Origin of the sequence: Bradyrhizobium sp. HKCCYLRH1034, assembly GCF_051168375.1 — a bacterium.
Classification (GTDB): domain Bacteria; phylum Pseudomonadota; class Alphaproteobacteria; order Rhizobiales; family Xanthobacteraceae; genus Bradyrhizobium.
In genome coordinates this window covers 246526-273082 of record NZ_JBNPUW010000010.1, presented here as the reverse complement: position 1 = coordinate 273082, position 26557 = coordinate 246526, and the positions used below count along the sequence as shown (strand labels likewise).

Annotated in this window: 20 protein-coding genes; 15 read left to right on the top strand and 5 right to left on the bottom strand. The window is 65.5% G+C overall.

Features of this window, described 5'->3' with window-relative positions:
* The first annotated feature begins 5 nt into the window (after positions 1-5).
* The 9 genes from ACQR0W_RS24075 (at position 6) to asnB (ending at position 11451) form a co-directional block, all read left to right on the top strand.
* Positions 6-548 (top strand): dTDP-4-dehydrorhamnose 3,5-epimerase family protein, encoded by a 543-nt coding sequence (locus ACQR0W_RS24075; protein WP_315752493.1) that lies wholly within the window; start codon positions 6-8, stop codon positions 546-548.
* Positions 549-651: 103 nt separating this feature from the next.
* Positions 652-1620 carry a phytanoyl-CoA dioxygenase family protein gene (locus ACQR0W_RS24070; protein ID WP_316170942.1) on the top strand — a complete coding sequence of 323 codons (969 nt, stop codon included), beginning with the start codon at positions 652-654 and terminating at the stop codon, positions 1618-1620.
* Between the two features lie 24 nt (positions 1621-1644).
* Positions 1645-2964 carry a DUF4910 domain-containing protein gene (locus ACQR0W_RS24065; RefSeq protein WP_316164860.1) on the top strand — a complete coding sequence of 440 codons (1320 nt, stop codon included), beginning with the start codon at positions 1645-1647 and terminating at the stop codon, positions 2962-2964.
* A 61-nt stretch (positions 2965-3025) separates the two neighbouring features.
* Positions 3026-4183, top strand: coding sequence for a glycosyltransferase (locus ACQR0W_RS24060; RefSeq protein ID WP_316164861.1), 1158 nt, complete (start codon positions 3026-3028; stop codon positions 4181-4183).
* A 187-nt stretch (positions 4184-4370) separates the two neighbouring features.
* Positions 4371-5870, top strand: a complete 1500-nt coding sequence (locus ACQR0W_RS24055) for a lipopolysaccharide biosynthesis protein (RefSeq protein WP_315752497.1) — start codon at positions 4371-4373, stop codon at positions 5868-5870.
* A gap of 107 nt (positions 5871-5977) precedes the next feature.
* The gene (locus ACQR0W_RS24050; protein ID WP_316164862.1) at positions 5978-7312 is read left to right on the top strand and encodes a glycosyltransferase family 4 protein; all 1335 of its coding nucleotides are present in this window, start codon (positions 5978-5980) and stop codon (positions 7310-7312) included.
* On the top strand, positions 7312-8370 hold the full coding sequence (locus ACQR0W_RS24045) for a Gfo/Idh/MocA family protein (protein WP_316170940.1): 1059 nt from the start codon (positions 7312-7314) through the stop codon (positions 8368-8370). Before ACQR0W_RS24050 ends, ACQR0W_RS24045 begins: the two co-directional genes overlap by 1 nt.
* Entirely contained in the window at positions 8367-9398 is a 1032-nt protein-coding gene (locus ACQR0W_RS24040; RefSeq protein WP_315752500.1) for an NAD-dependent epimerase/dehydratase family protein, read from the top strand. The genes ACQR0W_RS24045 and ACQR0W_RS24040 overlap by 4 nt, the downstream gene beginning before the upstream one ends.
* Before the next feature lie 112 nt (positions 9399-9510).
* A complete protein-coding gene (asnB, locus tag ACQR0W_RS24035; RefSeq protein WP_316170938.1) occupies positions 9511-11451 on the top strand; it encodes an asparagine synthase (glutamine-hydrolyzing) in 1941 nt (646 codons plus the stop codon).
* A 46-nt stretch (positions 11452-11497) separates the two neighbouring features.
* Here asnB and ACQR0W_RS24030 read toward each other — a convergent pair whose 3' ends face one another.
* The 3 genes from ACQR0W_RS24030 to ACQR0W_RS24020 all read right to left on the bottom strand — a co-directional run bounded on the left by ACQR0W_RS24030 (position 11498) and on the right by ACQR0W_RS24020 (position 14772).
* Positions 11498-12274, bottom strand: coding sequence for an SDR family NAD(P)-dependent oxidoreductase (locus ACQR0W_RS24030; RefSeq protein WP_316170937.1), 777 nt, complete (start codon positions 12272-12274; stop codon positions 11498-11500).
* A 199-nt stretch (positions 12275-12473) separates the two neighbouring features.
* Positions 12474-13745: an acyltransferase family protein gene (locus ACQR0W_RS24025; RefSeq protein WP_316170936.1), complete on the bottom strand. Its 1272-nt coding sequence runs from the start codon at positions 13743-13745 to the stop codon at positions 12474-12476.
* Between the two features lie 76 nt (positions 13746-13821).
* Complete coding sequence (locus ACQR0W_RS24020; RefSeq protein WP_316170935.1) at positions 13822-14772, bottom strand: glycosyltransferase; 951 nt, start codon at positions 14770-14772, stop codon at positions 13822-13824.
* 181 nt (positions 14773-14953) lie between these two features.
* Between ACQR0W_RS24020 and ACQR0W_RS24015 the strand changes: the two genes are divergently transcribed.
* Positions 14954-17005, top strand: a complete 2052-nt coding sequence (locus tag ACQR0W_RS24015) for a right-handed parallel beta-helix repeat-containing protein (RefSeq protein ID WP_316170934.1) — start codon at positions 14954-14956, stop codon at positions 17003-17005.
* 30 nt (positions 17006-17035) lie between these two features.
* Here the strand turns inward: ACQR0W_RS24015 and ACQR0W_RS24010 are convergent, their stop codons facing one another.
* A complete protein-coding gene (locus ACQR0W_RS24010; protein ID WP_315729371.1) occupies positions 17036-18427 on the bottom strand; it encodes an O-antigen ligase family protein in 1392 nt (463 codons plus the stop codon).
* 294 nt (positions 18428-18721) lie between these two features.
* Between ACQR0W_RS24010 and ACQR0W_RS24005 the strand changes: the two genes are divergently transcribed.
* The 3 genes from ACQR0W_RS24005 to ACQR0W_RS23995 all read left to right on the top strand — a co-directional run bounded on the left by ACQR0W_RS24005 (position 18722) and on the right by ACQR0W_RS23995 (position 21513).
* On the top strand, positions 18722-19930 hold the full coding sequence (locus tag ACQR0W_RS24005; protein ID WP_316170933.1) for a WecB/TagA/CpsF family glycosyltransferase: 1209 nt from the start codon (positions 18722-18724) through the stop codon (positions 19928-19930).
* A 168-nt stretch (positions 19931-20098) separates the two neighbouring features.
* Complete coding sequence (gene opgC, locus ACQR0W_RS24000) at positions 20099-21133, top strand: OpgC domain-containing protein (protein WP_315827764.1); 1035 nt, start codon at positions 20099-20101, stop codon at positions 21131-21133.
* A 119-nt stretch (positions 21134-21252) separates the two neighbouring features.
* Positions 21253-21513, top strand: coding sequence for a hypothetical protein (locus ACQR0W_RS23995; protein ID WP_315827765.1), 261 nt, complete (start codon positions 21253-21255; stop codon positions 21511-21513).
* Between the two features lie 66 nt (positions 21514-21579).
* Here ACQR0W_RS23995 and ACQR0W_RS23990 read toward each other — a convergent pair whose 3' ends face one another.
* Positions 21580-23859, bottom strand: a complete 2280-nt coding sequence (locus ACQR0W_RS23990) for a polysaccharide biosynthesis tyrosine autokinase (protein ID WP_316170932.1) — start codon at positions 23857-23859, stop codon at positions 21580-21582.
* Positions 23860-24273: 414 nt separating this feature from the next.
* Here ACQR0W_RS23990 and ACQR0W_RS23985 point away from each other — a divergent pair, with 414 nt between their 5' ends.
* Together ACQR0W_RS23985 and ACQR0W_RS23980 are read left to right on the top strand one after the other, a co-directional pair.
* Complete coding sequence (locus ACQR0W_RS23985; RefSeq protein ID WP_315752505.1) at positions 24274-24996, top strand: response regulator transcription factor; 723 nt, start codon at positions 24274-24276, stop codon at positions 24994-24996.
* Positions 24996-26375, top strand: a complete 1380-nt coding sequence (locus tag ACQR0W_RS23980; RefSeq protein ID WP_315752601.1) for a sensor histidine kinase — start codon at positions 24996-24998, stop codon at positions 26373-26375. The genes ACQR0W_RS23985 and ACQR0W_RS23980 overlap by 1 nt, the downstream gene beginning before the upstream one ends.
* The last annotated feature ends 182 nt before the right edge of the window (positions 26376-26557 follow it).

Below are 26557 nucleotides of genomic sequence, written 5' to 3'. Positions count from 1 at the left end.
GAGCCATGAGGTTTGTCCAGCTGGGACGTTCGGATGCGCGGCTGATCGAGCTGACCGTTCGCTCCGACGAGCGCGGCAGCTTCACGCGAACCTGGTGCGCGAAGACCTTTGCGGAGCAGGGCATCGCGTTTGTCCCGGTGCAGGGCAACAGCTCGGTGACCCGACGCCGCGGCACCGTCCGCGGAATGCATTTCCAGCGTGCGCCGAAGCCTGACGCCAAGATCGTCCGCTGCAGCGCCGGCTTGATCCACGACGTCATCGTCGACATTAGGCCGGAGTCTGCGACGCGCGGCGAGGTCTATGCCTGTGAGCTCGGTCCCTCGACAGCGCGGATGCTCTACGTCCCCGCGGGCTTTGCCCATGGATTCCAGACGCTGACCGACGACGTGACGGTCGAGTATCTGATGGGCGAGGATTATGTCGAGGAGCTCTCGGACGGTTTCCGGCACGACGATCCGATGATCGGCATCCGATGGCCGCAGCCGGTGACGGTGTTGTCGGCCAAGGATGCTGCCTGGCCCTCGCTTGCCGAACGGGGGCTGTGGTGAAGCAGCATGGCGGCAGCGAGGTGTCTTGGGGGAGGAATCTGGCGGCTCCGGAGCGGCCCGATCGCCTCGAAGGTTCTGACGATTTGTCGAGGAGGATCACGGAATGACGAACATCTTCGTTGATGCCATCATGCCCGATGACGAGCGGCGCCAGAAACTGTACGAGGGTGCGCTGTTCCTGTACTCGCCGACGCCTTCGCTCGATGCGCTGGTGGCGTTCGCCAGGGAGCTGATCGAGGAGGCGTTTCATCCTTACGATCCGCGGACGGCGCAATTCGAGCTTCCTGTCGAGCGCTACGTCGAGATTCTCGTCAGGCTGAAGCCATTCTTCATTCATCACGCCCGGTCGAAGGAGCTGGTGCAGGGAGCGCTCCGCGAGCTTGGCTGCGACCCCGAGCTGACCTATTTCGACGTGCCGCGGCTGCGGTCGGCAACGAGCGACGACTATCTCACCACCGGGATCGCATTCGCATTCCACCCTCATCGCGACACCTGGTACTCGGCGCCGCCGTGCCAGCTCAATTGGTGGCTGCCGGTGTATGACATTGCGCCGGACAACGGCCTTGCATTCCACCCGCGCTATTTCGACGAAGCGATCAAGAACGGCTCCAGAAACTATAACTATTACGAGTGGAACCGGACCTCACGCGCATCGGCGGCGCGGCACATCAAGACTGATACACGGGTGCAGCCGAAGCCGGAGCAGGAGATTGCACTGGATCCGCAGATCCGGGTGATCGCGCCGAGCGGCGGCGTCACGATCTTCTCCGGAGCGCATCTGCATTCGTCGGTGCCGAACACCTCGGGCGTGACGCGGTTCAGCATCGATTTCCGCACCGTGCATTTTGCCGACGTCAGCGGCCGGCGCGGCGCCATCAACGTCGATTCGGAGTCGACGGGCACGAGCCTGCGCGACTTCCTGCGGGTGACCGATCTTGCACGGCTGCCTGAGGAGGTCGTCGCGCCATACGATCAGGTGGAAGCTCCCGCGGAGTATCTGGTCTACCAGCCGACGATCGTGCCGCTGCCGGCCGGCGATCTCCCAGCCCATGCCGCGCAGGCGTCGGCCTGAACGATGATGTAGGGTCGACGCGCCATGTTGGACATCCTCAAATCCACGGCTGGTCCGAGAATGCCGGCGATCGATCTCCACGATCTGGTCGCTGAGCTGTTTCCGATCAATCGCAGCCTCACAGGGGCGGGTGTCCGGCAGACGCTCGGCATTGTCGCGCGTCATGTGGGTCTTACGATTCACGAGGTACCCTCCGGGACGCCCGTCCTGGACTGGCACGTGCCGGCGGAGTGGAACATTCGTCGCGCGACGATCTCGACCCTGTCGGGCCGCGTTCTCGTCGACTTCGCCGACAACAATCTGCACGTGATGGGCTACAGCAAGCCGGTCCAGGCAGTGCTCAGCCGTGCTGAGCTTGCCAAGCACGTCCATAGCTTGCCGGATCAGCCTGATCTCATTCCATACCGGACCGGCTACTATGCCGACGATTGGGGCTTCTGCCTGCCGGACCGTCTGTGGCGGGAAATGACGGAGGACAGCTACCGCGTCGAGATCGAGAGCGAGCTCTCGCAGGGATCGTTGACCTATGGCGAATTCTTCGTCCCTGGACAGACGGACAAGGAAGTCCTGATCACCTGTCACATCTGTCACCCGAGTCTCGCCAACGACAATCTCTCAGGGATTGCCGTCATGACGGCGCTGGCGATGCGGCAGGCGCAGCGGACCCGCCGGCTCGGGTACCGATTTCTGTTCCTGCCGGCAACGATCGGCGCGCTCGCATGGCTCGACCGCAACGAGCGGAATCTCGGCCATGTCGAACACGGCCTCGTCCTCACCTGTCTCGGCGATCCCAGTGGATTTCACTACAAGCAGAGCCGGAGCGGAGCGAGCATCGATCGCGCCGTCGCCCATGTCCTGAAGCACGCCGGCCATCCGCATGAGATTCTGCCATTCAGTCCCTATGGATACGACGAGCGGCAGTTCTGCTCACCGGGATTCGATCTGCCGGTCGGGTGCCTGATGCGCGGCGTGCACGGCACGTTCCCCGAATATCACACCTCGGCCGACAATCTGAATTTCGTCAAGCCGGACTGTCTCGACCAATCCTACGCGGTCATCGAGGAGGTGCTGGATCTGCTCGATCGCGACTGCATCTATGAGCGCGTCGATGGGCGAGGGGAGCCGCAACTGGGACGGCGCGGCCTGTATCGCGCGATTGCCGGCCAGCGCGAGGCAGGCGGTGCGACGCAGATGGACCTCCTGTGGGTCCTCAACCTTGCGGATGGCAAGCACAGCCTGCTCGACATGGCGGTCCGGGCCGACGTTCCGTTCGCGCGCATCGATGCCGCCGCACGGATCGCGCTGGACGCGGGTCTCATCCAAACGCCGGTTTCATCGTCGTGACGTCGCCGCCTTCTCCGCACAGCACCGTGCAAGTGATCCAACAACACCAGAGTGAGGCGTCATGAGTTCGCAGCCGGGCAAGCCCCGCATCGCCGTCTTCTCACTTCGAAACATCTTCGGCAAAGCCCTCAATCGCGGTCCTCACGTCGAGTTCGAGGACATCATCTGCGAGGTCGATTCAGCCGAGATGTTTGCGCCCGTGCTCGACCCGTCGAGCCGACGGGCGAGCTTCGCCACCCGGCTGGGCTACCACGCGCCCGTGCTGTTGAATCCCGGGCTGGCGCGGATCGAGCCGCAACAGCAATACGACGTTCTGTTCGCGATCTGCGGATTCCCGCAGGACCTGATCATGTTCGATGCGATCGAGGATCTGAGAGGCGCGTGCAGGACCTCGGTGTGTCTGCTGGATGAGCTCTGGGTGAAGGAGATCGCCAAGCACCGGCATTTCCTGAAGATCCTCGCCAAGTTCGACGTCGTGATGCCGTTCCAGATCAGTACGGTGAAGCCGCTCAGCGAGGAGATCGGCAAGGCATGCGCGCATCTTCCGCTCGCCATCGATGCGATCCGGTTTTGTCCCTATCCCGATCCGCCCGCAAGGGTCATCGACGTCTTTAGCATGGGACGCCGCTCCCGTGTCACGCACCAATCACTGCTCGCGATGGCGCGGGACAGCGGCCTGTTCTATCTCCACGACACGATCGGCGGCAGCCAGGCCATCGATCTCCGGGAGCACCGGACGCAGATGGCAAACCTCGCCAAGAGGAGCAGGTATTTTCTGGTCAATCCCGGCAAGTTCGACGAGCCGCAGGAGACCGGGCGGCAGGTCGAGTTCGGCTATCGGTATTTCGAGGGCGCGGCGGCGGGAGCCATCATGCTCGGCGAGCGTCCCGACAACGAGCTGTTTCCGCGGCTGTTCGATTGGCCCGAGGTGATGATCGACGTGCCGCATACATCGCCCGACATCGACCGGGTCATCAGGGAACTGGACGACGATCCGGTCCGCCAGGACCGGATGCGGCGAACCGGCATGGTCCAGACGTTGATGCGGCATGACTGGGTGTATCGGTGGGAGACGATCCTGGAGGCCACGGGTCTGCAGCCGATGCCGGGCCTCGCTGCCCGCAAGGATCGGCTGAAGAGGCTGGCCGCGATGGCGGCCGGTCCGGCGATCACGCGCGAGCAGGAGTTAAATCGCAAGCCGGTATTGTTGGCGCAGTGACGTTTCAATCCTTTTCTCCGCCACAAGGAGACGTCATCGCTCCCCGCGGCCTCCGATCTCGGCCGCGAACGATTCTATACCGGCTGCATTTTCGATGGTCGGATTTTCATGGCCCTGGACGGATCTGTTTGGCCCGTGACTGGGAATCGGAAGGTTGGTTACGATGATTGAAAGCGATTGAACGGAGATGTCAGAAGCCGTCGCCGCCTATTTCGAGGAACATCGGGAGTCGAGCGATCTCGGACGCCGCGCGCTGCGCGGCGGCCTGATTTCCATCGTCATCCAATACGGCAATTCCGTGCTTCAGATCGGAGCGGCCATCGTTCTGGCCCGGCTGCTTGCGCCAGAGGATTTCGGGCTCGTCGCCATCGTCACCGTGCTGACGAGCTTCGCGCCGCTGCTGATCGACTTCGGCCTGCTCGATGCCACCGCCCAGCGCAGCAGGATCACTCCGGCCCAGGTCAGCGGTCTGTTCTGGGTCAGCACCGGCATCGGCGTTGCGGTGGCGATCGTCGTCGCGGCATCCAGCCCACTGATTGCCTGGATCTACGGTGATCCGCGACTGGAGCCGATCGCGCTCTGCGTCGCGATCACCTTCGTGCTGTCCGGGCTGACCAACCAGCACATGGCGCTGCTCCGGCGCACGCTGCAGTTCGGCCGCATCGGCCGGATCCAGCTGTTCGGCACGCTGGCAGGGACGGTTGCCGCCGTCGCCATGGCGTTCGAGGGCTACGGCTATTGGGCGCTGGTCATTCGCCCCGTCGTGACATCGATTTGCGTCGTGGTCGCCGCGTGGTCGGCCTGCCGTTGGCGGCCCAGCGCGCCGGTGTTCGACGCCGAGGTGCGATCGATGGTGCGTTTTGGCCTCCACGTCGTCGGATTCACGGTGGCCTATACGTTGTCGCGGGCGGTGGACCGGATCGCGCTCGGTCTGCTCTACCGGCCCGATCAGGTCGGGTACTACCAGAATGCGATGAACCTGTACGACAACTCGATCTATGCGGCGCTCAATCAGACGCATGCGGTGGGAAGCTCGGCGCTGAGCAAGTTCCAGGCAAATCCGGCCGCGCTTCGGCAGAAGTATGAGGCGGCACTGTCGATCCTGGCCTTCTTCCTGATGCCGGCGGCGGCGATCCTCTCCGTCACGGCGGAGGACCTCACCGTCGTGCTGTTGGGGCAGAAGTGGCAGGCTGCGGGAGCGCTGCTCAGCATCATCGCGCTGCGCGGCATTTCGCACGTCGTCGAGGGCTCGCAGGGCTGGCTGCATCTGTCGCTCGGGAGGGCGGACCGCTGGCAGACCTGGGGCATCATCTCTCTGGTCGCGCAGGTCGTCGCGGTGCTGGCCGGGCTGCCGTTTGGTCCGGTCGGCGTGGCCTGGGGCGTCGTGGCCGGATACTCGCTGATCGCTTTGCCGTCGGTGATGTATGCCGGACGTCCGATCGGGATCGGTGCCGAGCTCGTGGTCCGGGCCGTCGGAGCGCAGACCATCGGCGCCGTCGCAACCGCAGCGACCGGCTGGTGGCTGCAAGCGACGTTTCTCGGAGCCTATCCCGCGCTCGTGCGCATGATCCTGTCCGGCTGCTTCTGCGGCTGTCTCTATCTCGCGATCGTTGTCGGCGTGTTCCGAGTCCGCGAGCCGCTCAGGATCGCAGGTACGATCGTCCGGGACTTCATCGGCAAGCGTTGAGAGGGAGCGAAAGGAGCCCGGAACCCCGCCCTCGTGCCGCGATTAACTATCGCAATCGTTAAATGCCACATATAAAATATCCCGTGATTTAAATGTTTTAAATGGTCATGACCAGCGACAACCACCCAGGCTTGGATGTGATGGAGGCGGAGCCTGCGCCGTCGGCGCAGCGCGACCCCGAATGGTCCGCGTACGGTTTCGCCGATCGCCGGCGGCTCAGCATCCTCAGCGTCTCGCACATGCCGGCGAGCCCGCCGCGGTTCGGGGCACAGGCGCGCATGCACGGGCTGATGACCCAGCTCGCGCGCCGCCACGACCTCACGGCGGTGATGATGGTCGATGACGCCTTCGACATCGAGGAGTGCCGGCGGGCCATGCAGGCCTATTGCCGCGACGTGGTGCTGGTGCCGAACCCTTACGGCCGCGACGGTCTTGCGAAGCGGCTGCTGCAACTGCGCTCGCTGGTCTCGGTGCGGAGCTTCGACCGGCTGCGCGTGGCCCTGCCGGAATTGCAGCGGGTGCTGGATCGGGTGCTGCGGACCACGCGGTTCGACGTCGTCAATCTCGAATTTCCCTATCTGGGCCACTGCCTGTTCCGTCAGGCGCCGGCCGGCGCGCCGCCGCCGCGGCTGATCATCGACTCGCATGAGATCGCCTACGATCTGGCGCGGCAGTTCGCCGCCACGGGCGCGAGCCTGGGCCGTCGTCTCTACGCCGGTGCGAACTGGCGCAAGCTGCGCCGCGAGGAGATCGCGGCCTATCGCGAAGCCGATGGCGTCTATCTCTGCAGCGCGGACGACGAGAAGCGTCTGCATGACGACATTCCGAACGCCCGCACTGCGGTCATCCCCAACGCCGCCGATGTCGAGTTCTATCAGCCGCGCAGCACCGACCCCGCGCCCGACGGCCGTACGCTGGTCTATTTCGGCTTGCTGTCGACGGTGCCCAACATCGATGCGGTCACGCATTTCGTGCACGACATCTGGCCTCGTATCGCCGCCCGGCACCCGGATGCGCGCTGCAAGATCATCGGCGGCCGGCCGCCGCCGGCGTTGACGGCGCTGGCCGGGCCGCGGATCGAACTGACCGGCTTCGTGCCGGACCTGCGGCCGCACCTCGCCGCGGCAGCGGCGGTGATCGTCCCGCTGCGGCTCGGTGGCGGCACGCGGCTGAAGATCGTCGAGGCCATGGCGATGGGCAAGGCGATCGTCTCGACCAGCCTGGGTGCCGAGGGCATCGAGGCGATGCCCGGACGCGACATCCTCATCGCAGACGAGCCCGACGCCTTTGCAGATGCGGTCAACGGGCTGCTCGCCGAGCCCGATCTTGCGGTGCGGATCGGCGGCGCGGCGCGGCAGGTCGCGGTCGAGAAATATGCCTGGAGCGCGGCCGCACAGGCGCTCGAAGACTTCTATTGCGAGATCCTGGAGACCCGTTCGTGATGAAGGCCGTGCTCATCGGGGCAGGGCAGATCGCCCGCCAGCATCTCGCCTGCCTCAACACCTTGCCGGGCGTTCAACTGGCCGGCATCTGCGACCTGTCGCCGGCAACGGCGGAGGCCGCGGCCGAGCGTTACGCGATCCCGTCCTGGTTCACCGATCATCGCACGATGCTGCAGACGGTGCGGCCCGATGTGGTGCACGTGACGACGCCACCGACCTCGCATTTTCGGCTCGCGATGGACGCGCTCGAGGCCGGCGCGCATGTGATCGTCGAGAAGCCCGCGACCTCGACCTTCGACGAGCTGCAGACCCTGACCTTGCGCGCCAAGCAGACCGGCCGCCATGTCGTCGAGGACTACAACTACGTCTTCAACCGGGCGCCGCAGGAGATACTGCGTCGCATCGGGACCGGCGAGTTCGGTGCCGTGACCCATGTCGACGTGCTGATCTGCCTCGACATCCTCGGCCCCGACGGCTTTGCCGATCCGAATTCGCCGCATCCGGCGCTCAAATTGGCGGGCGGTGCGATCGCCGACTTCCTGCCGCATCTCGCCTCGCTGTCGCATGCCTTCGTCGGCCCACACCGCAAGGCGGAGACGGTCTGGAGCAAGCGCAAGACCTCTCCGCTGCCGTTCGACGAGTTTCGCTGTGTGGTCGAGGCCGAGCGCGGCACGGCGACGCTCGGCTTCAGCGCGAGCGCGCAGCCCGATGCGTTCTGGCTGCGGGTCTATGGCGAGCGGATGCAGGCGACCGCCAATCTGTTCGAAGCGCGGTTGACCTTCGATGGCCCGCGCAACGTGCCGAAGCCGCTGCGCCCGTTCTTCAGCGGACTGGAGGAGGGCCGCGACATCCGCCGCGCGGCGCTTTCGACCTTGCTGCGCAAGTTCAAGGGCCCAGGTGCCTATGAGGGGCTGTGGGAGTGCCTGGCGCGCACCTATCAGGCGCTAGGCTCGGGAACGGCCTTGCCGATCACGATCGAGGACGTCCTGGCCGTCAATCGGATGGTCGAAGCGATGAAGCCGACGGAGCAGGCGGACATGAGGAAGCTGGCGATATGAAAGCCCTGGTCACTGGCGCCAACGGGTTTCTCGGCCGGCATGTCGTCGATGCGCTGCTGGCCCGCGGCATCGAGGTTCGCGCCATGGTGCGTCCGGCGACGCGCGTTGACGCACTTGGCTGGCCGTCGTCGGTCGACATCGTCAGGGCCGACCTGCGCACCTCGCGCGACCTTGTTCGCGCGTTCGAGAATGTGGATGTGCTGATCCATCTGGCGGCCGTGGTCGCCGGCGGCGAGGACGCGCAGTTCGCCGGCACGGTAGGCGGCACCGAGCGGCTGCTCGAGGCGATGGCGGGCAGCGCCTGTCGCAGGCTCGTGCTGTGCAGCAGCTTCTCGGTCTACGACTACACGGCGACCCGCGACATCCTCGACGAAAGCGCGCCGCTGCAGCAGACGCCCGACGTCTACACCCGTGGCGGCTACACCGTCGCCAAATGGTGGCAGGAGCGGGTGACGCGCCGCTACGTCGAGAAGAACGGCTGGGATCTCACCGTGCTGCGTCCCGGCTTCATCTGGGGACGCGGCCACGGCTATCTCGCCGCGCTCGGCCAGCAGATCGGACGCCACCACGTCGTCATCGGGCCGCTGACCCGCATCCCCATGACCCATGTCGAGAACTGCGCCGACGTCTTCGCGCTGGCGGCGACGGATTCGCGGGCGATCGGCCAGACGCTGAACATCGTCGACGGTCCCGGCGAGCGGGTCTGGACTTATCTGTCGGACTACATGCGCGGCACCGGCGAGCGCGGCCTCCGGTTGCCCATCCCGCATTGGCTCGCCAGCAGCATCGTACGGCTGGCGTTTGCGACCGTGTTCAGGCGGGCGACCAAAGTGCCGGCGATCCTGACGCCCAAGAAGTTCGACGCGATGCTCAAGCCGCTGCGCTTCGACAACCGCAAGCTGAGGGAGACGCTTGGCTGGACGCCGCCGCTCGACTACGAACAATGCCTGGCGCGGACCTACGGTCCGCTGCCGGCTGCGGCGCCAGCGCCGGCGTCCTGGTCGTCCGGAACGGCTGCTTCCATTTGAGGGCCGAGATGGTCCTGCGATGCCCGAGGTCTGGTCGCACGCGATCTCGCGCGCGAGGCCGTTCCGTGTCGTCGGTCATTTTGACGTCGCGCGTCTCAAACGGAATGTTCTGATGTGTGGCATCGCTGGGATCATCGGACGGGTTGACGACCACAACCGCGCAGCGCTGCAGCGGATGAACGATGCCATGCTCCATCGCGGTCCGGATGCCGGGGGAGTCTGGACCTCGCCCGCGGACGAGCGTGGCTGGGGCGCGCTGCTGGCGCACCGCCGGCTCGCGATCCTCGATCTGTCGCCCGCCGGTGTGCAGCCGATGACCGATCCGGTCACCGGGCATGTCATCGTCTTCAACGGCGAGATCTACAATTTTGCCGACCTGCGGCAGCGCCTCGTCGCCGGCGGCCAGCAGTTCAGCTCGACCGGCGATACGGCGGTGATGCTGCGCGCGCTCGGCCTGCATGGGCCGGAGGCGGTGGCATGGTTGCGCGGCATGTTCGCGTTCGCCTGCTGGGATCCGAAGGAGCGCCGGCTGCTGCTGGCGCGCGATCCCCTCGGCATCAAGCCGCTGTACGTCGCCCGCGCGTCGAAACCCGACGCGGGCTGGTCGGTGGCCTTCGCATCCGAGCTGCGTGCTCTCCTGGCATCCGGCCTTCTGGGGAGAGCCCAGCTCGATCCGCAGGCCGTCGCCAGCGGCGTCTGGAACGGCTTCGTGGTCGGTCCCGGCACGGCGGTGAAGGGCGTCGAACTGCTGCCTCCAGGCCATCTCACCACGTTCGACGGCGTCGGCAACATCATCCGCGATGAGGATTTCTGGTCGATCCCGGAGCGGGCTCCGGACCCGACGATGGACGAGGATCAGCTTGCCGAGATCCTCGAGGAGGGGCTGAGGCTGCATCTCGCCAGCGACGTGCCGCTCGCAGTGTTTCTCTCGGGCGGCATCGATTCCTCGGTCATGGCCAATCTGGCGCAGCGCGCGGCTACGGGTCCGATCCACACCTTCACGCTGGCTTTCGAGGAGCAGGAGCTGAACGAGGGGCCGATCGCGCGCCAGATCGCCGCCGCCATCGGCACCGAGCATCACGAGGTGGTGCTGACGGAGCAGCACTTCGTCGACAACCTCGATGCCGCGCTCGACAGCCTGGACCAGCCGACCTTCGACGGCCTGAACTCATACTTCATGTCGCACGCCATCCGCGGCGCAGGCTTCACGGTGGCACTGTCGGGGACCGGCGGCGACGAGCTGTTCGGCGGCTATACGTCGTTTCGCGACCTGCCGATCCTGCAGCGATGGTCGGAGCGCACGGCCTGGGTGCCGGCCGGCGTCAAAGCCGCTGCGGCGAAGCTGGCCGTGCAGATGCTGTCGCCGTCGCGCGGCACGGTGGCGCCGCAGACACGCTGGGCCAAGCTCCCGGAGATGGTTCGACGCGGCGACGATCTTCTGGCGCTCTACCAGATGGCCTATGCGCTGTTCCTGCCCGGTTTTCAGCGCGAGCTGCTCGCGCCTGATCTCGTCGATACGCTGACAGATGGGCTGCCGGCCGCGATGAGAGCGAAGATCACCGCGGAGACGCGCGCGCGCACTCCGCTGTCGGCGATCAGCGTCATGGAGCAGCGCCTGTTTCTCGGCGAGCGCCTGCTGCGCGACAATGACGTGGCGAGCATGGCGGCCTCGCTGGAGCAGCGGGTGCCGCTGGTCGATCAGGTGCTGTTCGAAAGCGTCGACCGGCTGCCCGATGCGACGCGCTACGCGCCGCTGCGAAGCAAGGCGATGCTCAGGCGGATCGGCCTGCGTGGCCTCGATCCGTCGCTGTTCGACCGGCCGAAGAGCGGCTTCGTGCTGCCGCTCGATCGCTGGATTCGGCGCGGCCTGCAGGATGCAATGGACCGGACCCTGCGGGACCCGCAGGCCGTTGCGCCGGCGGGGCTGGACCCCACGGCCGTGGAGCGCCTCTGGCGCGCCTTCCTCAATGGGGCGCCGGGGATCTATTGGTCGCGCATATGGTCGATCTACGTGTTCGTGCGCTGGTGCCACCGTCACCGCGTCTTCCGCTGACGCGCGATCGACATCACGAGAATCGGCCGCATCGAGGCGCGCGTGCTCAGGCCTCCGGCATGACGACTCCGCCGCACACCGGCACGCGAACGCCGGTCACGAAACCGGCGAGGTCCGAGGCCAGAAACGCGATCATGTTGGCGACGTCCTGATCGTAGCCGCGCCGTCCGAGCGGCACGGACCGCTCGTAGAGCGGCTCCACCTCGTCACGGTCACGACGGTCCTTGTCGGAGACGACCCAGCCCGGGGCGACCTGATTGACCGTGATGCCATGCGGTCCGAGCTCCCGCGCCAGGGACCGCAGCATGCCGTCCATGGCGCATTTGGCCGCCGTGTAGGGCGCGCGATTGGGCAAGGCCAGGCTCGTCATCTCCGTGCCGAGAGAAATCAGACGTCCCCATTTTCGCTCGATCATCGGGCCGGAAAACACCCGCGCGGTCGCCCAGGCCTGCAGGACCGAGGAGCGAAACACCTTGTCGAACTGGTCGGGCGTCTGCTCGACGACGGGACGTTCGTCGTACCATGTCACCGCATTGTTCACGACGATGTCGACAGGGCCGAGCACACCCTCGGTGACGCGGCGCATGGCCTGCACATCCTCGAGCTCGGCAACGTCACCCGAAATGGTGCAGGCGTGCTGCGGCTGGAGCTCGTTCAGCTCCTCGCACAGCCTCTCCGCAGCAGCGCGCGCCGTCAGATAATGGATGGCGACCTTTGCACCACAGGCCGCCAGTGTCCGGGCGATCGGGCGGCCGAGCTCTCCCGCCGCTCCCGTGACCAGCGCGACCTTGCCCGAGAGATTGATCTGGAGCGGGGACCTCAACGGTCGCAGTGCCGGATCGTCCGGCAGGGGACCGAGCGTATGTCGTCGAATTCGTCGTGCAACTGCGCTCGCGATCCGCATCCACCCGTCCCCGAAAGTATTCATTGGTCGGGGTCGCAGTATTAAATGCGGGACTAATTATTTAAACTGCACAATTTGACGCATTTGTGCAGCAGGCGATGGAGCGGTGCCGATGCGCTCAGGATGCGCGCGGCGTCGGACTCTCGGCGAGACGGTTGCCGAGCCGCCAGTCTGCGCCGGACGCGTCCTGCGCTGCTCTCGCAGCAGGCGCCGGCCTGAACTTGCGCCGGAGCTGTCTGAAATACGGCTCGATGAAGCGCTCGATCGCCGCCGCGTAGATGACGGAGATCAGGAGCGCGAGCGGAAACAGCAGATAGGGCTTGGCAGCGATCGCGGGCAGGTTCTTGTCGATCGTCCGGATCACGACGTTGTGGACCAGATAGATCGCATAGGAATAGGTGCCGAGCGTCATCACCCAGGAGCGGTTGAGATGACGAAACAGCGGCGCGTCGGCGAAGCGGACTGCGAAGTAGAACAACGGCATCAGCGCCAGCCCCTGAAGGCTGTAGCGGGCGGTCTCCCGGAACACCGCATCACGGTAGACCAGCGAGACCAGCAGCGCCGCCGCGGCGACGGCCAGCAGCGCCCATTGCGCCGCCGACATCCGCCCCGAGGCAGAGCGCTGCCGCACCGGGTTCATGACCAGCGCCAGAATGCAGCCATAGGCGATCGAGTCGATGCGGGTGTCCGAGGCGTAATAGGTGCGGTCGGAGAAGAACCCAGGCGCATGCACGAGATGGATGCGCCAGGCGAGGACGCCGAGGCAGACGAGCCCGAGCAGCGCGCCGATGGTGCGCGGCCGCAGCGCCGATCCGAGCAGCAGCGTCATCAGCAGGGGATAGACGATGTAGAAGTGCTCCTCGACCGCGAGCGACCAGAGAATGCCGGTGCCGTCGGGCACCGTATTGCCGGGATCGAAGAACAGACCGTAATAGTTGGCGAAATACAGCACCTGGGCCGCCAGGCCCTTGACGGTCATCCCGCCGTCCAGCAGGCCGGCGGCGGTGAGGCCGTAGGCGATCGCCAACGACAGCAGCAGAGGCGGCATCAGCCGGAACACGCGCCGCGCATAGAAGCTGGGAACGTCGAGCGCGCCGGTGCGCTGATGCTCGGCCAGCATCAGCGTGGAGATCAGGAAGCCGCTCAGGAAAAAGAAGATGGTGACGCCGAAGCCGCCGGGGACCAGGGCCTGAAGTCCGGAATGACCCAGGACCACGATCAGCACCGACAGCGCGCGGATGCCGTCGAGTGATGGAATGAGCGGGGATGCGCTGCCCGGGGCGTTCGTGCTGCGGGACGCTGCTGGCGCGGTCGCCTCGCCGCCAGGCGCCGTTATCGGCGGCACGGCGGAAGCGGCACGAAGGCGGCTGAGCTCGAGAATCTTGGCCATGCTGTCCAGACGGGGTCGGAGAAACACGTAGCTTCGTCGTCGTCGTGTCAGTGCCGCGGCGATCGGCCGCCGAGCGTCATCGCGTGTCTGCCGCGGCGTGGCTGGCCCGCCAGAGTTGCGCCCGCTCCGCGTTGATCCGGGCCGTGGCGGCGCGCTTGCCCAGGCGCAGGCAGGCATGCTGATAGGCGCGGAGGAAGCGGCGGAATTCGAGATCGTCGTAGCGCGGCAGGCCCGTCAGCCAGCTCCGGAAATAGCCCCACAGCATCGCGGTGCTGCCGATCAGGGCGGGATAGGCCGGCAGGTGATAGACCGCCACCGCGAGCTGATAAAGCGGCGACGTTCCCATGAAGTACTGGCCGAAACCCTTGCGCAGCCGTCCGGTCCAGATGCCCTTGTGACTGGCGCCCTGCGGCCGCAGATGGATGAAGCGCAGCGCTTCGGTGTCGATGCTCTCGGCGATCCAGCCGAGCATGCGGCAGCGGTGGCAGTCGATGCCGTCCCACATGACCTGGCGCACGAAGCCGCCGATCTCCTGGAAGCAGGCGACGCGGTAGAACTTGGTCATCCCGACCGACATCTCGTCGCCGCAGACCTCCGGCTCCAAGGCGCCGGTCTGCGGGTGGACGAACCACGGCTTGCCCGAGGTGGTCCCGACCCGCGGATCGCTCTCCATCCGCTCCATCAGCAGCTCGAAGTAGCGCGCGGGCAGATCGAGGTCCATGTCGAGCTTGCAGAGATAGTCGAAATCCTCCAGCCGCACGCTCTCCAGGCCGGCATAGAATGCCTCGATCACGCCGGGTCCGACCTTGCGTCCGCCGCGGTCGGCGCGGCGGATCACGCGCAGATAGGGCAGGCGCTGGGCGTACTCGTCGAGAATGGCCGGGGTGTCATCGGTCGATCCGTCATCCACCACGATCCACAGCGCCGGCGGCGCCGATTGCGCAGCGACGCTGTCGAGAGTCCGGCGGAGATATTGGGCCTCGTCCCGGCAGGGCGAGATGAGCAGGTAGCGGCGCGATGGCGTCACGTATCAAATCCCTTGCCGAAGGCGGAAGATTGGGACGAAGCTCTGCCGAGCAGGGCGTCGCCGGCCGCCTTTCAATAAATTAAATCGTGAATTAATATTATGTCATGGCGCGTGTCAAAGTCATGGTGTTTTTAAATCGGCGCCCGTTTTGGCTGTGTGACCGGTCCTGCGAGAGGTTCCCATGGATGACATCGGCCTCGTGAACCCCGGCTGCACCCAGGCTTCGTCCCGGCCGGTCGCGCGCGTGACGCGCCGGATCGACGCCGCCTGCATCCGGGCGCTGTTCACGGCAGCGCTTGCCCTGCTGTTCCTTCGCGGCGTTGCCGCGGCCGCCGAGCCGACCGCGTCCACCGGGCCGTCACTGGCCGGCAATCTGCTGCCGGTGGAGCGTCTCGCCGCCTGGAATCCCGGGCTGATGTCAGCCGGCGGTATTCCGAACCGGACCATCATTTACCGCACGCTGTCTCCGAGTGGGAGAGACGACAGCAGCGCGATTCAGGCTGCCTTGACCGCTGCACCCGCCGGCCAGGTGGTGATGCTCGGCCCCGGGACGTTCATCGTCAACGAGCCGCTCCTGATCAGCCGGCCAGTGACGCTGCGCGGCGCCGGCGCAGGCGCGACCAGGCTGGTGAAAACCAACGGTGCGCGGGCACGAACGCCGGTCGTGATTGCCGGCACCAAGGGAATCCTGACGCCGGTCGACCCGAGCTCGTACAGCTACGACGCCAAGCCTGTCATCATCGTCGGACCTTCGCGCTGGAACAATGGCCCCGACAGCAGCGCGTCGCAGGACCTGTTGGCGGACGGCGATCAGGGGACGTCGACCGTCGCCCTCGCCAGTGCCGCGGCCTTGAAGCCGGGCGATTTCGTTCTGCTCGACGAGGTCTCAGGCGCATCGTGGCAGGCGACGCCGGCGGGTTTTCCAGCGGGAGCGAAGGTCTGGCAAGGCGACCGCGTCGCCTGGAACATGCACTATCCGGTTCAGCCGGGCGACGACAATGCCGGTGCCAATGCCGGAGGTCCCTATGACCAGGCTCCCGGCGTGTTGCCGAAGTCGATGTCGTGGTTTGCCCGGACCGACCGGGCGACCGCCGAGATCAAGGAGATCGCCTCGGTGACCGGCAGCACGGTGACATTCACCTCGCCGCTCACGATCAGCTATCGCCGGGATCACCAAGCGCAGCTCACGCCTTATAGCACCGACCCGAACAGCGGTCGCCACGCCGCCAACAATCGCGACATCCACGTTGCCAAGGTGGGCGTCGAAGATCTGAGCATCGTCGGCGGGGCGGACGGCGCGTTGCGGTTCGAAGCCGCTGCTTATTCCTGGGCCAGATCCGTCGAGGTGACGCAATGGCTCGGCGAGGGCGTGGCGATCGACAATTCGTTCCGGGTCGAGCTCCGCGACTCCTACATCCACGCCGGCTCGTGGCCGCAGCCGGGCGGCGCCGGATACGCGATCAGCCTGGCGACGGGCTCCTCGGAGGTCCTGATCGAGAACAACATCCTCGTCGACGTCTGCAAGAACATGGTGTTCCGGTCGTCCGGCGCCGGCAGCGTCGTCGGCTATAACTATGCCGACGACTCGTTCGATTTCGACAATCCCGGCTGGGTCGAGGTCGGCATCAACGCGTCGCACATGGCCGGCGCCCATCACGTCCTGTTCGAAGGCAATCTGTCCCACAATGCCGACAGCGACTACACCCATGGCAACGCGATCTATCTGACCTTCTTCCGCAACCATCTCACCGGCCAACGCCAGCGCTTCGTCGATCGTTCGGGCGTTCGAGCCGTCGGTCTCGCCTATGGCTCGTGGTGGGATTCGTTCGCCGGCAATGTGCTGGGCCGACCTGGACGCATGAGCGGTTGGAGCTACGACGATCCATCGATGCGGGCCGGAACGGCGGTTTGGGGGCAGGGCGGTGTCGGCAACGTCTGGGTGCTTGGCTACGACCCGGAGCGATGGACCATGGCGCCTGATCCGAAGACGCTGACCACGGTGATCCGCGGCGGCAATTTCGACTATCTCACCGGCAAGGTGGTCTGGACGGACGCTCTCGCGGCGCAGCCGCTGCCGGCGTCGCTGTATCTGAGAGCCAAGCCCGGCTTTTTCGGCAGTCATCCGTGGCCCTGGGTGGACCCAACCGGGGATACCAAGCTGCATACGTTACCGGCCAAGGCGAGATTCGATGCGGGCGCGCCATTCGCGGCGGCGCCGGGATCAACGCAATAGCGCTGGCGTGACGCTTCAACGGGCCTCCCGTCAGGTGCGGACGCCGAGCCGTGGCCGCCAAGCCGGCCGTGTACGGCTCCAACGAGCCGACCGCCTGTTCGCCGGCTGAGCGGCGGGCATGCTCTGTTGCGACCTCCGCCAGTATCGCGCGGCCTCGACCGTGACGAGCACGAATACCACCCAGGTCACGTCGAACGCGCGCAGCCACAGGGTTTCGAGCAGGTTATAGAGCATGACGAACAGCGCGACGGACAGCAGGATCCACGCCCGCTTGTAGTCGTGCTTCATCACGCGGCCGATGACGTGAACGGTGGCCGCCAGAAACACGAGGAGAAAGGCAAAACCGACATAGCCCAGTTCCAGCATCGCATCGTAGTAGCCGTTGTGGGAGTTCGGCATGGCCTTCACCCAGCCGGGTGCATCGGTGATGCTTGGTGCGTCGGCACCGACCAGCCAGAAGCTCTGATAGCCCCATCCCAGGAGCGGCCTCTTCGCGATCTCCAAGTTAGAGAAGGCCCATATGGTGGTTCGGCCGGTGAAGCTGGAATCACCCGTCAGCAGATAGGCGATGCGGCTGGTCGTGAAGCCCGCGAGCTCGCCGACCACGAAGTAGCCGAGGATGATCGCCACCAGGATCAGAAGCGGTGCAACCCGCAGCGTTCTCGCAAGCGCCAGCGTCAGGATGGCCAGGATCGGGGCGACCAGAGCGAGGCCGAGCGCGGTCTTCGAGCTCGAGAAGAAGATCAGGACGATGGCACCGACGGCAACGACGATCCCGAGCGCGCGGCGCGTTCCGGGATAGAGCAACTCGTGAACCGAGAGCAGGAACGCAATGGCGGCAAACTCGCCCAGCAGGTTCTTGCCCGAGAAGTAGCCCTGGTAACCGATGTCGACCAGCGCGTTGCCGTACTGCGCGTAGGTCGCGTAACCGCCGGGGATCAGCAGAACATTGAGGATCACCCCTGCTGCAAAGCAGAGGAACACGCCGCGCAGGATGTCGGCGCTCGGCCTCGATAGCAGGGCGGGCAGCACGATGGCGGTGAGGACCATCGCTTCCTGGACGAAACGGACGAAGGCGAATTCGGGTTTGAATGCCCACGCGATGCTGGCGCCGGCCAATCCAAAATAGACGCAGAGACTGATGATGTTGGGCGCAGCGGCAAGCCGCTCGCCGCGGGCGAGGCGTTGCATCGCAACGACGATGGCGATGGCCGCGAGGACAGGCCAGAAGATCCGGTTCTCGATCCGGCTCTCGAGCAGGCCCTGGAGCCCGGGCGATGGCGGGAAGCCAAAATAGATCAGCGGCTGAATGAGGGACGAGTAGGCGAAGGCGAGGACCGGAATCAGCGCACAGACATCGAACGTCCCCGCGGAGGCGCGCGGCCCGGCCGACATCGACGTCGTCGCTGAAATTCTCGGCATCGATCTCACCCGGATATTCGAACGGCGTGGCCCCGGCAGCCGCCGGGAATACCGTCCGTGAACATTATCCGGAGATGCAATTAAATAAAAGGACTTCGACGTGCGCCGGGAAGGTATTGCTGCAGCCGCGCCGCAAATCTGCCCTGGCATTTACAAATAAACCGTATTAAATAAATGGTATGATTTAAAATTAAATAGTGGCTTTTGGGTCGCACGTTATTCGGTCGGGGAGGTGCGGCAGGGATCCGCAACCCGGAATCCTCGTGCGGCGGGCAGATTGAGGGAGAGCGGCGGATGCTGACCACGCATGAATTGCAGGAGCCGGGATCCCCCCTTTATCGCGTGGGGCGCTCCGGGGCGGGTCGCGATCGGCCGGAGGTCGATGCTGCCGCCCTGGCCGACGCCGCGATTCCCGACGACCTCGCGCGCGACGTCTATTGTGTCCTCGGAATACCGGTCGATGCCATCGGCATGCGCGGCGTACTGCGCCGCATCCGCGACGCTGCCCGACGCAGGACCCGGCTTCTCATCTCGACTCCCAATCTCAACTTCCTGGTCGCCAGCCAGTCGAACAGGAGCTTCAGGGAGTCGCTGATCCTGAGCGATCTTTGCACGGTGGACGGCATGCCGGTGGTCTGGATCGCTAGGCTGCTTGGGATTCCGATCAAGAGCCGGACGGCCGGCGCCGATATCTTCGACGCGCTGAAGTCGGAGGCCGCGCCGGCAAACGCGCTGAAGCTCTTTCTTTTCGGTGGCCCGGAGGGGGCCGCCGAACGGGCCGCCCGGACGCTGAACGGCCAGTCGGCGGGATTGCAGTGCGTGGGCTGGTTGAACCCCGGCTATTTGTCGGCCGAGGAGTTGAGCCGGGATCACATCATCGACGAGATCAATGCCAGCGGGGCGGACTTCCTGGTTGCCTCGCTCAGCAGCGTGAAGGGACAATCATGGCTGCAGCGCAATCATGAGTGCCTCGAGATTCCAGTTCGCGCCCACCTCGGCGCCGCGCTCAACTTCCAGGCCGGCACGGTGAAGCGCGCACCGGCGATCCTGCGCCAATCAGGCTTCGAGTGGCTGTGGCGCATCAAGGAGGAGCCCTATCTCTGGCGCCGCTATTGGAACGATGGCACGGCGGTGCTCGGCCTCATGCTCACCCACGTGTTGCCGTTCGTGGTGTGGACCTGGTGGATGCGCCGCACGCATGAGCGGGGTGAGGCGCTGACCATCACGCAGGACTATGGGACGCGCGCGGTCACGCTCAGCCTGTCGGGGCCCGCCGATGCGCGCCACGTAGACCGGGCCATTCCGGTGTTCCGCGCCGCTTCGGCGTCCCGCAAGCCGGTCACGATCGATTTCTCGAACGTCTGCGCCATGGATGCGCGCTTCCTCGGATTGCTGCTGATGCTGAGGAAGCAATTGGAAGCCCAGGGCTGTACCGCGACCTTCGTGGGCGTTTCGCCGCTGATGGCCCGCATCTTCCGCTTCGGCGGTCTGGACCAGCAATGAGAGGGGGAGGCCTGTCATCGGTCGCATCACGGCTTCAGCAGTCGGTGGTTCGATGATCGCCGCCGCGACGCTTGCCCGCGTTGCGAAGGATTGCCTGAGCCGTCAGTCCGACCGGCGCCCATCGGCTGACTGTCGCCCATGGAGCGACGTGTGTTCGGAGATTGAGCGGTGAGCGCAGCAGGCCAGAAGAGGCGCGAGCTTCTGATCGACTTCTATCGAAGCTGCGCGATGTTGTTCGTGTTCTATCATCACACGGCCAACGTCTTTCCGGACTCCGTCGATCTGTTCACGAAATTCAACCCCTTCGCCGAGCTGTTCGTCGTGATCTCGGGGTTCATGGTCGGGTACGTCTATCTGCACAAGGAGAGGCACGGAGAGCTCCTCGCCCGCGGCTTGAAGGTGCTCGCCGCCTATTTCGTCATCTCGGTGCCGGTCGCGGTCGGCATGGCTGTTCTGGGGAACAAGCGAGAGCCGGTGGGGCAGGCGATTTTCGACGTGCTGACGTTTCAGTCCGAGCCGACCGCCATCACAATCCTCAAGTTCTACGGGCTGATGTTCCTGCTGCTGCCGGTGATCCTGCCGATGTTCAAGCGCGGCAGGCTCCTGGTGCTCGCGTTGTCGGCTGCGATCTTCGTGGCCTCCACCTGGTTCAGCAACACGAGCACGGCAGCCAAGCTCGAGAGTCCCGCCATCATTCTGTTGCTGTTCTCGCTCCAGGCGCAGATGTTCTTCGTGATCGGTATCTGGCTCGGAGATCTCCATCGGTCCAACCGCTTGATCGGACCCGCGTTCTATACGGCGCTGGCGGGGATCTTCACCTTCGGGCTGCTGCTCGATTACAGCCTCGGCTTTCCCAGCAACGGCGAAAAATACCCCTATCGGTTCGACAAGCTCCTCAACCTGCTTTGGACATTGCCGCTGCTGTTGGCGCTGCTGTGGGCGGTGTTCGCGCGCACCCGGCGATCGCCGGCGGTCGCGCTCATCCTCAACGTCGGCCAGAACTCGCTGATCGCGTTCCTCGGGTCGGAGGTGGTGCGGCAATCGGTCAAGCTCGCGCTCCTCCTGGGCGGCGTCCACCCGCAGGTTTACGGCCAGACCGTGATGGGCCTGTTCGATGTCGTCCTGGTCACCGCGGTGCTTTGGCTCTACCGGGCGCACTGGCTGAACCGCCAGACAATGCTGCACCCGCTCAGCGGGCCGTAGCCGCATCTTTCGCCTGAAAGTGTTGCCCTGATGCGCTTGTTCGAATCCTCCCGGGCGGCTTAGCTCATCGCTAACCAATGGCCGCTAGCCTCTCGAAACGCCCGAGGAGGCATGAACTGATGTGGGTGATCGCGCTTCATTTTACAGCCGGGGTGGTTGCCGGGACGATGTTCACGGTTCGCACGCTGCTGGCGCTCGCCGCGATCGTCTTCATGGAGTGCATCGCGGCGTCGATCATCAGCGGGCTGCCGGCCGCGCTCTATGCCGGCGCCGGTCTGATTGCAGTCCAGGTGGGCTATCTCTCGGGCGTCTATGTCCGCAGCGCTCTGGAGCGTGCCGGCATCGCCCATCCCTCCATTCGCCCCGAGCACCAGCGCTGACCGTCGATCGATTTCCGTTGCCGGCCGCGGCCTATGGCGCGCACCGGCCGGCGCGCGCTGATCGACCTACTCGGCCATCACGCTCCCGTAACGGGCGTAATATTTGTGGTTGTAGTAGTCGCCGAAATGATTGGCGTAGCGCTTCAGCGCCTTCATGTTCGTCTTGTTGAGCACGACGCCGAACAGAGCATCGTAGACGTTGGGTGCCGTGTTCAGCGCGTGCTCGACCACCTCGGCCGGCGTGCGCCCCCATTCCACGACGAGGACGAAGCTGTCGAGCAGCGCGGAGATGGCGCGCGCGTCGACAACGGGCGCGAGCGGCGGAAGATCGACGATGACGTAGTCATAGGCTGCCCGCAGCTGCTCGAACAGCTTGCGCATCTGCTCGTTGCCGAGGATGTCGCTGGTGTCGCGCTGCGTGGCACCCGTTCCCGGCAGGAAATCCAGGCGCGTCAGCGGGTCGGTCCAGACTGCGTCTGCGAGCTGGCATCCTCCCAGGACGATGTCGGCGATCCCAGTGCTGGCATCGGGGGCCAGCATGGCGGAAAGCGACGGATTCCTGAGGTCGCAATCGACCACGATCACACGCTTGCCTGAATTTGCGATGAGCTGAGCCAGCGACGCGGCGATGATCGACTTGCCTTCGTTGGGCAGGGCGGACGTCAGTCCGAAGACCTTCCGCGACGTCGGGCTTGGATCCTGGTCGATGGCGACTTTCAACGAGCGGATGGATTCGGCGAAGCGCGATGTGGGCATGGCGGATGCGGCCCAGCAGGTCCCGGGGCCTCTCGTCACCATTCGCGGGCTGGAATCGGGTTCGACCTTGGAAACGGCGTTGACCGTCGCTTTCTTGGTGAACCGGTCGACCTCGCCTCGTTTGAGCAGAGGGACGACCGAGAGGCAGGGCAGGCGCAGGCGATCCTCGACCTGGTCGGTCGTCCGAAAGCTGCGGTCCTTGACTTCTGCGAGCAGGCCGAGGCCGCCGCCGAGCGCCAGGCCTCCGAACAGGCCGAGCGCCATCAGCACGATGGACTTCGGCTTGATCTTCTTCTTCGGCGGCGTGGCCGCTGAGATCACCCGCGCCTTCGCAATCGGGAAGGAGCCCTGCTGGACTGAGCCCATGTAGCGCTGAAGGAAGGTGTCGTAGAGCGTGCGATAGCTCTTGGCGCTGGTCTCCAGCTCGCGGAGGCTGAGCTCGGCCGCCCTGGTATCCTGCGACCGGACAACGGCCTGCGCCAGCTGCTTCTCGATCTCCTGCTGCTGCTGCTTGGACTCCTCGTAATCGTGCTTGGCGACGTCGGCAAGGCGCCGCACCTCGTCGACGATGGCCTGGCGGATGCTCTTCATCGTCGCGCGAATATTGACGACCGCGATGTGGTCCTTGCCATATTTGGCGGAATACTCGTACTCGCGCTTGGCGTTATCGAGGTATTGCTGACGTAAGCTGTTGATGATGAGCGTGCTGTTCGAATTGCTCAAGGAGAGACCGTCGGGCGGATTGACATTGCCGCTGAGCTCTGCCGGGGAGAAGTCGGAGACCGCGGCTACGCGGTCGATCGTCATATCGGCACTGCTCGTCGCGAGCATGTCGTCGAACCGATTGAGCCGGGTCATCAGCGAGGCGGTACGCGTGCGCACTGCCACCAGACGGTTGGTGAGCTCGGTGACCTGCTGCTGGTCCATGAACCTGCCGTCGGCCGAGACGATGTTGTACCGGCTTTTCAGCTCGTTCACGGAACGTTCGGTCGCGGTCGCGTCGTTGCCGAGATCCTGCAGGCGGTCGTGAAGCCAGGCGGTGATTGTGCGGTGCTCGTTCGCGTCGGCCTTCAACTGCTGATCGAAATACTCCTTGACGATGGCGTTGGCGATCATCGCCGCCCGATTGGGGTCGCTGGCGCTGAAATCGACCTCGACGACCGTGCTCGTGCCAATTCGGAAGGCGTTCATTCTGCGCTGGAATTCGTCGAGGAGATCGTCCATCGAGGGCGCGTTCGGCTGCGGCGCCGAACCCACGAGGCGGCGAACCGCATCAACCGCACCATGCAGCGGGCTGGCTTTGCCGTTGAAGTCGGGATCGTCCGCCAGATTGAGCTTGTCGATGACCGCTGTCGCGATCGACTTCGATTTGAGAATCTCGATCTGCGATTCCATGTCGAGCGGCGGCTCGTCCTGAACGGGCGGTTGCGGCTGGACGACTGCGGCCTTCGAGGTGGTGCCCAGCATGATCTTGACGTCGGCCGAGTAGGTGGGCGGCAGGATTTTCAGCAGGGCGAAGCTCGCCAGGAGCGAAAGCACGGTGGTGATCGCAATCACCAGATAGTGCCGGCGCAGGAATCCCAGCGCCATGTCGAACGGTCCGGGTCCGCTACGTTCCCAACCTTGCTCCTGTGGGGAGGGGTAGGTAACCGTGCTCGCGTTGGGATTGTGCAGCATGTTTGTGGGGCTTTTCAGTTGCGCTTCGGACGTCAGAGCCGCCCGGTTTGCCTGCGAGAACGAGGATCTTGTTTTATAACCATTAAATGATCTGGGAGTGCCGCGCGATTTAATTTATATTAAATCTGATTTTGCTCAGCAAGTGGCTCTGCAAAATTAAATGTCGCCGGCGTGCAGGACATGCCTTGCGCCTGCGGCGGCCTTCTCGGCCGGCCAATGCCGGCGCCGCGGTCGGCCGCATACCGGTATTTGGCTGCCGCGTAACGGCTTGTAACAGTCGCCCCCGGCCCATTGCCAAGCTACGGGTTTTGGGCATCAGTCCTGGCGATGAGCATGCCTGCGGCCACGCTTTTGATGGTGGAGGACGACCCGGAGATCAGCCGGCTCGTCAGCGATTTCATGCGCCGGGAAGGGTTCGAGATCGAGGTCGCCGCCACGGCGCCGGCGATGGATGCCGTGCTGCGGCGGCTGCGGCCCGATCTCATCATTCTCGACCTGATGCTGCCGGGAGAGGACGGGCTTTCGATCTGCCGCCGGCTGCGGCAGAGCGACGACATTCCCATCCTGATGCTGTCGGCCAAGAGCGACGAGATCGATCGCGTGGTCGGGCTGGAGCTCGGCGCCGATGATTACATGGTCAAGCCGTTCGGGCCGCGCGAGCTATTGGCCCGCGTTCGGGCGCTGCTGCGGCGCACCCAGGCGAGCCCACCGCGTGACGCGAGCCGGCGTTTCGGTTTCGACCGGTTCGTACTCGACGTCGATGCCCGCAGCATCGAGATCGTGGATGCGCAGGCCGCGCCGATCCAGCTGACCTCGGCGGAGTTCGACCTGCTCGCCTGCTTCGTGCAGCGGCCACGGCGGGTGTTGAGCCGCGACCAGATCCTGGACTGGACGCGCGGCCGCTCCGCCGAGCCGTTCGACCGCACCGTCGACATGCTGATCTCGCGGCTGCGGCGCAAGCTCGATGCCGCAAGCCCGGGAACGAACCTGATCACCACCGTCCGCAACGGCGGATACCTGTTCACGGCGACGGTGAGGCCGGTGGCGTGATGATGCGGCTGACGCTTGCGATGCGTATCGGCCTCATCGTCATCATTGGTCTGCTCGCGATCTGGATCGTCACCCTGGCGCGATTCTACCGCGCCCGGACCGCGGACCTCGAAGGCGCGACGCCGCCGCCGACGCGGCTGGCCGCGCTCGCCGAACTGATCGAACGAACACCCGGGGCTGAGCGGGGCAGGGTCGTCGATGCCGTGTCCTCTGACCGCTTCGAGGTCCGGCTGGTCGGACCCGACGCGGCGGTCCGCCTTCCGCGCACCGAGCCCGCGCCGGTCCGGTCCGGATTGCGCGACGCCTATGCCGGTGCGCTCGGTGCGCGCCCGCTGACAATCACCTTCGTGCCGGAGCCGGAGGGACGGTGGTTGCCCAGGCTCGCGCGGACGCCGCAGAATGCCCTGGAGTTTCGCATTGGCCTGAACGGCGGCGATGTTCTCGTCGTGGACTCGCGCGCGTCGCTGGTGCTGACCCAGCAGGGGCTGCCGATCGGCTTCGGCGCGGGCCTGTTCGGTACGCTGGTCGCGCTGTTTGCGCTCCTGATCATGCAGCGTGAGACGCGGCCGCTGGCGCGCTTGGCGGCCGCCGTCGACCGGGTCGACCCCGGCGGGGCGGCGGTGCCGCTGCCGGACGTTCGCCGCAATGCGCCCGAGGTTCGCGCCGTGGTGACGGCGTTCGGGCGACTGCAGGACCGGCTTGCCGATCTGATGCAGGCGCGCATGGCGCTGGTCGGCGGCATTGCTCACGACGTTCGCACCTTTGCCACGCGGCTGCGGCTGCGCGTCGACCAGATCCCGGATGACGCCGAGCGGCAGCGCGCCGTGATCGATATCTCCGACATGATCCGCCTGCTCGACGACGCGCTGCTTGCGAGCCGGGCGGGTGCCGGCGAACTGCCGCAGGAGCTCGTTGCCTTCGACGAACTGGTGCGCGCGGAGGTCGAGGATCGCCGCGCGCATCAGGCGCGGGTGCGCTTCGACCATGCAGGCGACGGGCGCGAGCAGCTGATGCTGGGCGACCGCGTCGCGCTGCGTCGTATCGTCGCCAACATCATCGACAACGCGCTCAAATATGGCGAGGCGGCGCATGTCTCGCTGCAACGCCAGCCGGAGCACGCCGTGCTGACGGTCGACGACGAAGGGCCGGGGATTCCCCGCGACCAGCGCAAGGCCATGCTGGAGCCGTTCACGCGCCTGGACACGTCGCGCAATCGCGGCACCGGCGGAGCCGGGCTCGGACTGGCGGTGGTGCGGACGCTGGTGGAGGCCCATCGCGGCAGCATCGCGATCACCGACGCGCCGCGCGGCGCCCGCATCGTCGTGCGGCTGCCGCTGTTTCTCGACGGGCCCGGCGACGTGCATTCCGATCTGACGTGATCGACGGCAGCGTCGCGATCGGGGCGCTGTCTTTAAGCGGTGGCAGCCCGTCGTTCTTCTCGTAAAAGTTGAGACGACGACGTAGCCGGTGGGAACGATGCGGCGGCCTCGTCTTCGCCTGACGCGATGTCGACGATGCGCCCGCTTGATGATCGCGTAGAGATTGTGATAGGTATTCGATG

Coding starts and splice junctions, on each gene's coding strand:
- ACQR0W_RS24055 (WP_315752497.1), top strand. CDS start 4,371: ATGTCAGAAGCCGTCGCCGCCTATTTCGAGGAACATCGGGAGTCGAGC.
- ACQR0W_RS24040 (WP_315752500.1), top strand. CDS start 8,367: ATGAAAGCCCTGGTCACTGGCGCCAACGGGTTTCTCGGCCGGCATGTC.
- ACQR0W_RS24075 (WP_315752493.1), top strand. CDS start 6: ATGAGGTTTGTCCAGCTGGGACGTTCGGATGCGCGGCTGATCGAGCTG.
- ACQR0W_RS24065 (WP_316164860.1), top strand. CDS start 1,645: ATGTTGGACATCCTCAAATCCACGGCTGGTCCGAGAATGCCGGCGATC.
- ACQR0W_RS24060 (WP_316164861.1), top strand. CDS start 3,026: ATGAGTTCGCAGCCGGGCAAGCCCCGCATCGCCGTCTTCTCACTTCGA.
- ACQR0W_RS24005 (WP_316170933.1), top strand. CDS start 18,722: ATGCTGACCACGCATGAATTGCAGGAGCCGGGATCCCCCCTTTATCGC.
- ACQR0W_RS23980 (WP_315752601.1), top strand. CDS start 24,996: ATGATGCGGCTGACGCTTGCGATGCGTATCGGCCTCATCGTCATCATT.
- ACQR0W_RS24025 (WP_316170936.1), bottom strand. CDS start 13,745: ATGGCCAAGATTCTCGAGCTCAGCCGCCTTCGTGCCGCTTCCGCCGTG.
- ACQR0W_RS24015 (WP_316170934.1), top strand. CDS start 14,954: ATGGATGACATCGGCCTCGTGAACCCCGGCTGCACCCAGGCTTCGTCC.
- ACQR0W_RS23990 (WP_316170932.1), bottom strand. CDS start 23,859: ATGGCGCTGGGATTCCTGCGCCGGCACTATCTGGTGATTGCGATCACC.
- ACQR0W_RS24010 (WP_315729371.1), bottom strand. CDS start 18,427: ATGCCGAGAATTTCAGCGACGACGTCGATGTCGGCCGGGCCGCGCGCC.
- ACQR0W_RS23995 (WP_315827765.1), top strand. CDS start 21,253: ATGTGGGTGATCGCGCTTCATTTTACAGCCGGGGTGGTTGCCGGGACG.
- ACQR0W_RS24050 (WP_316164862.1), top strand. CDS start 5,978: ATGACCAGCGACAACCACCCAGGCTTGGATGTGATGGAGGCGGAGCCT.
- ACQR0W_RS24045 (WP_316170940.1), top strand. CDS start 7,312: ATGAAGGCCGTGCTCATCGGGGCAGGGCAGATCGCCCGCCAGCATCTC.
- asnB (WP_316170938.1), top strand. CDS start 9,511: ATGTGTGGCATCGCTGGGATCATCGGACGGGTTGACGACCACAACCGC.
- ACQR0W_RS23985 (WP_315752505.1), top strand. CDS start 24,274: ATGAGCATGCCTGCGGCCACGCTTTTGATGGTGGAGGACGACCCGGAG.
- ACQR0W_RS24070 (WP_316170942.1), top strand. CDS start 652: ATGACGAACATCTTCGTTGATGCCATCATGCCCGATGACGAGCGGCGC.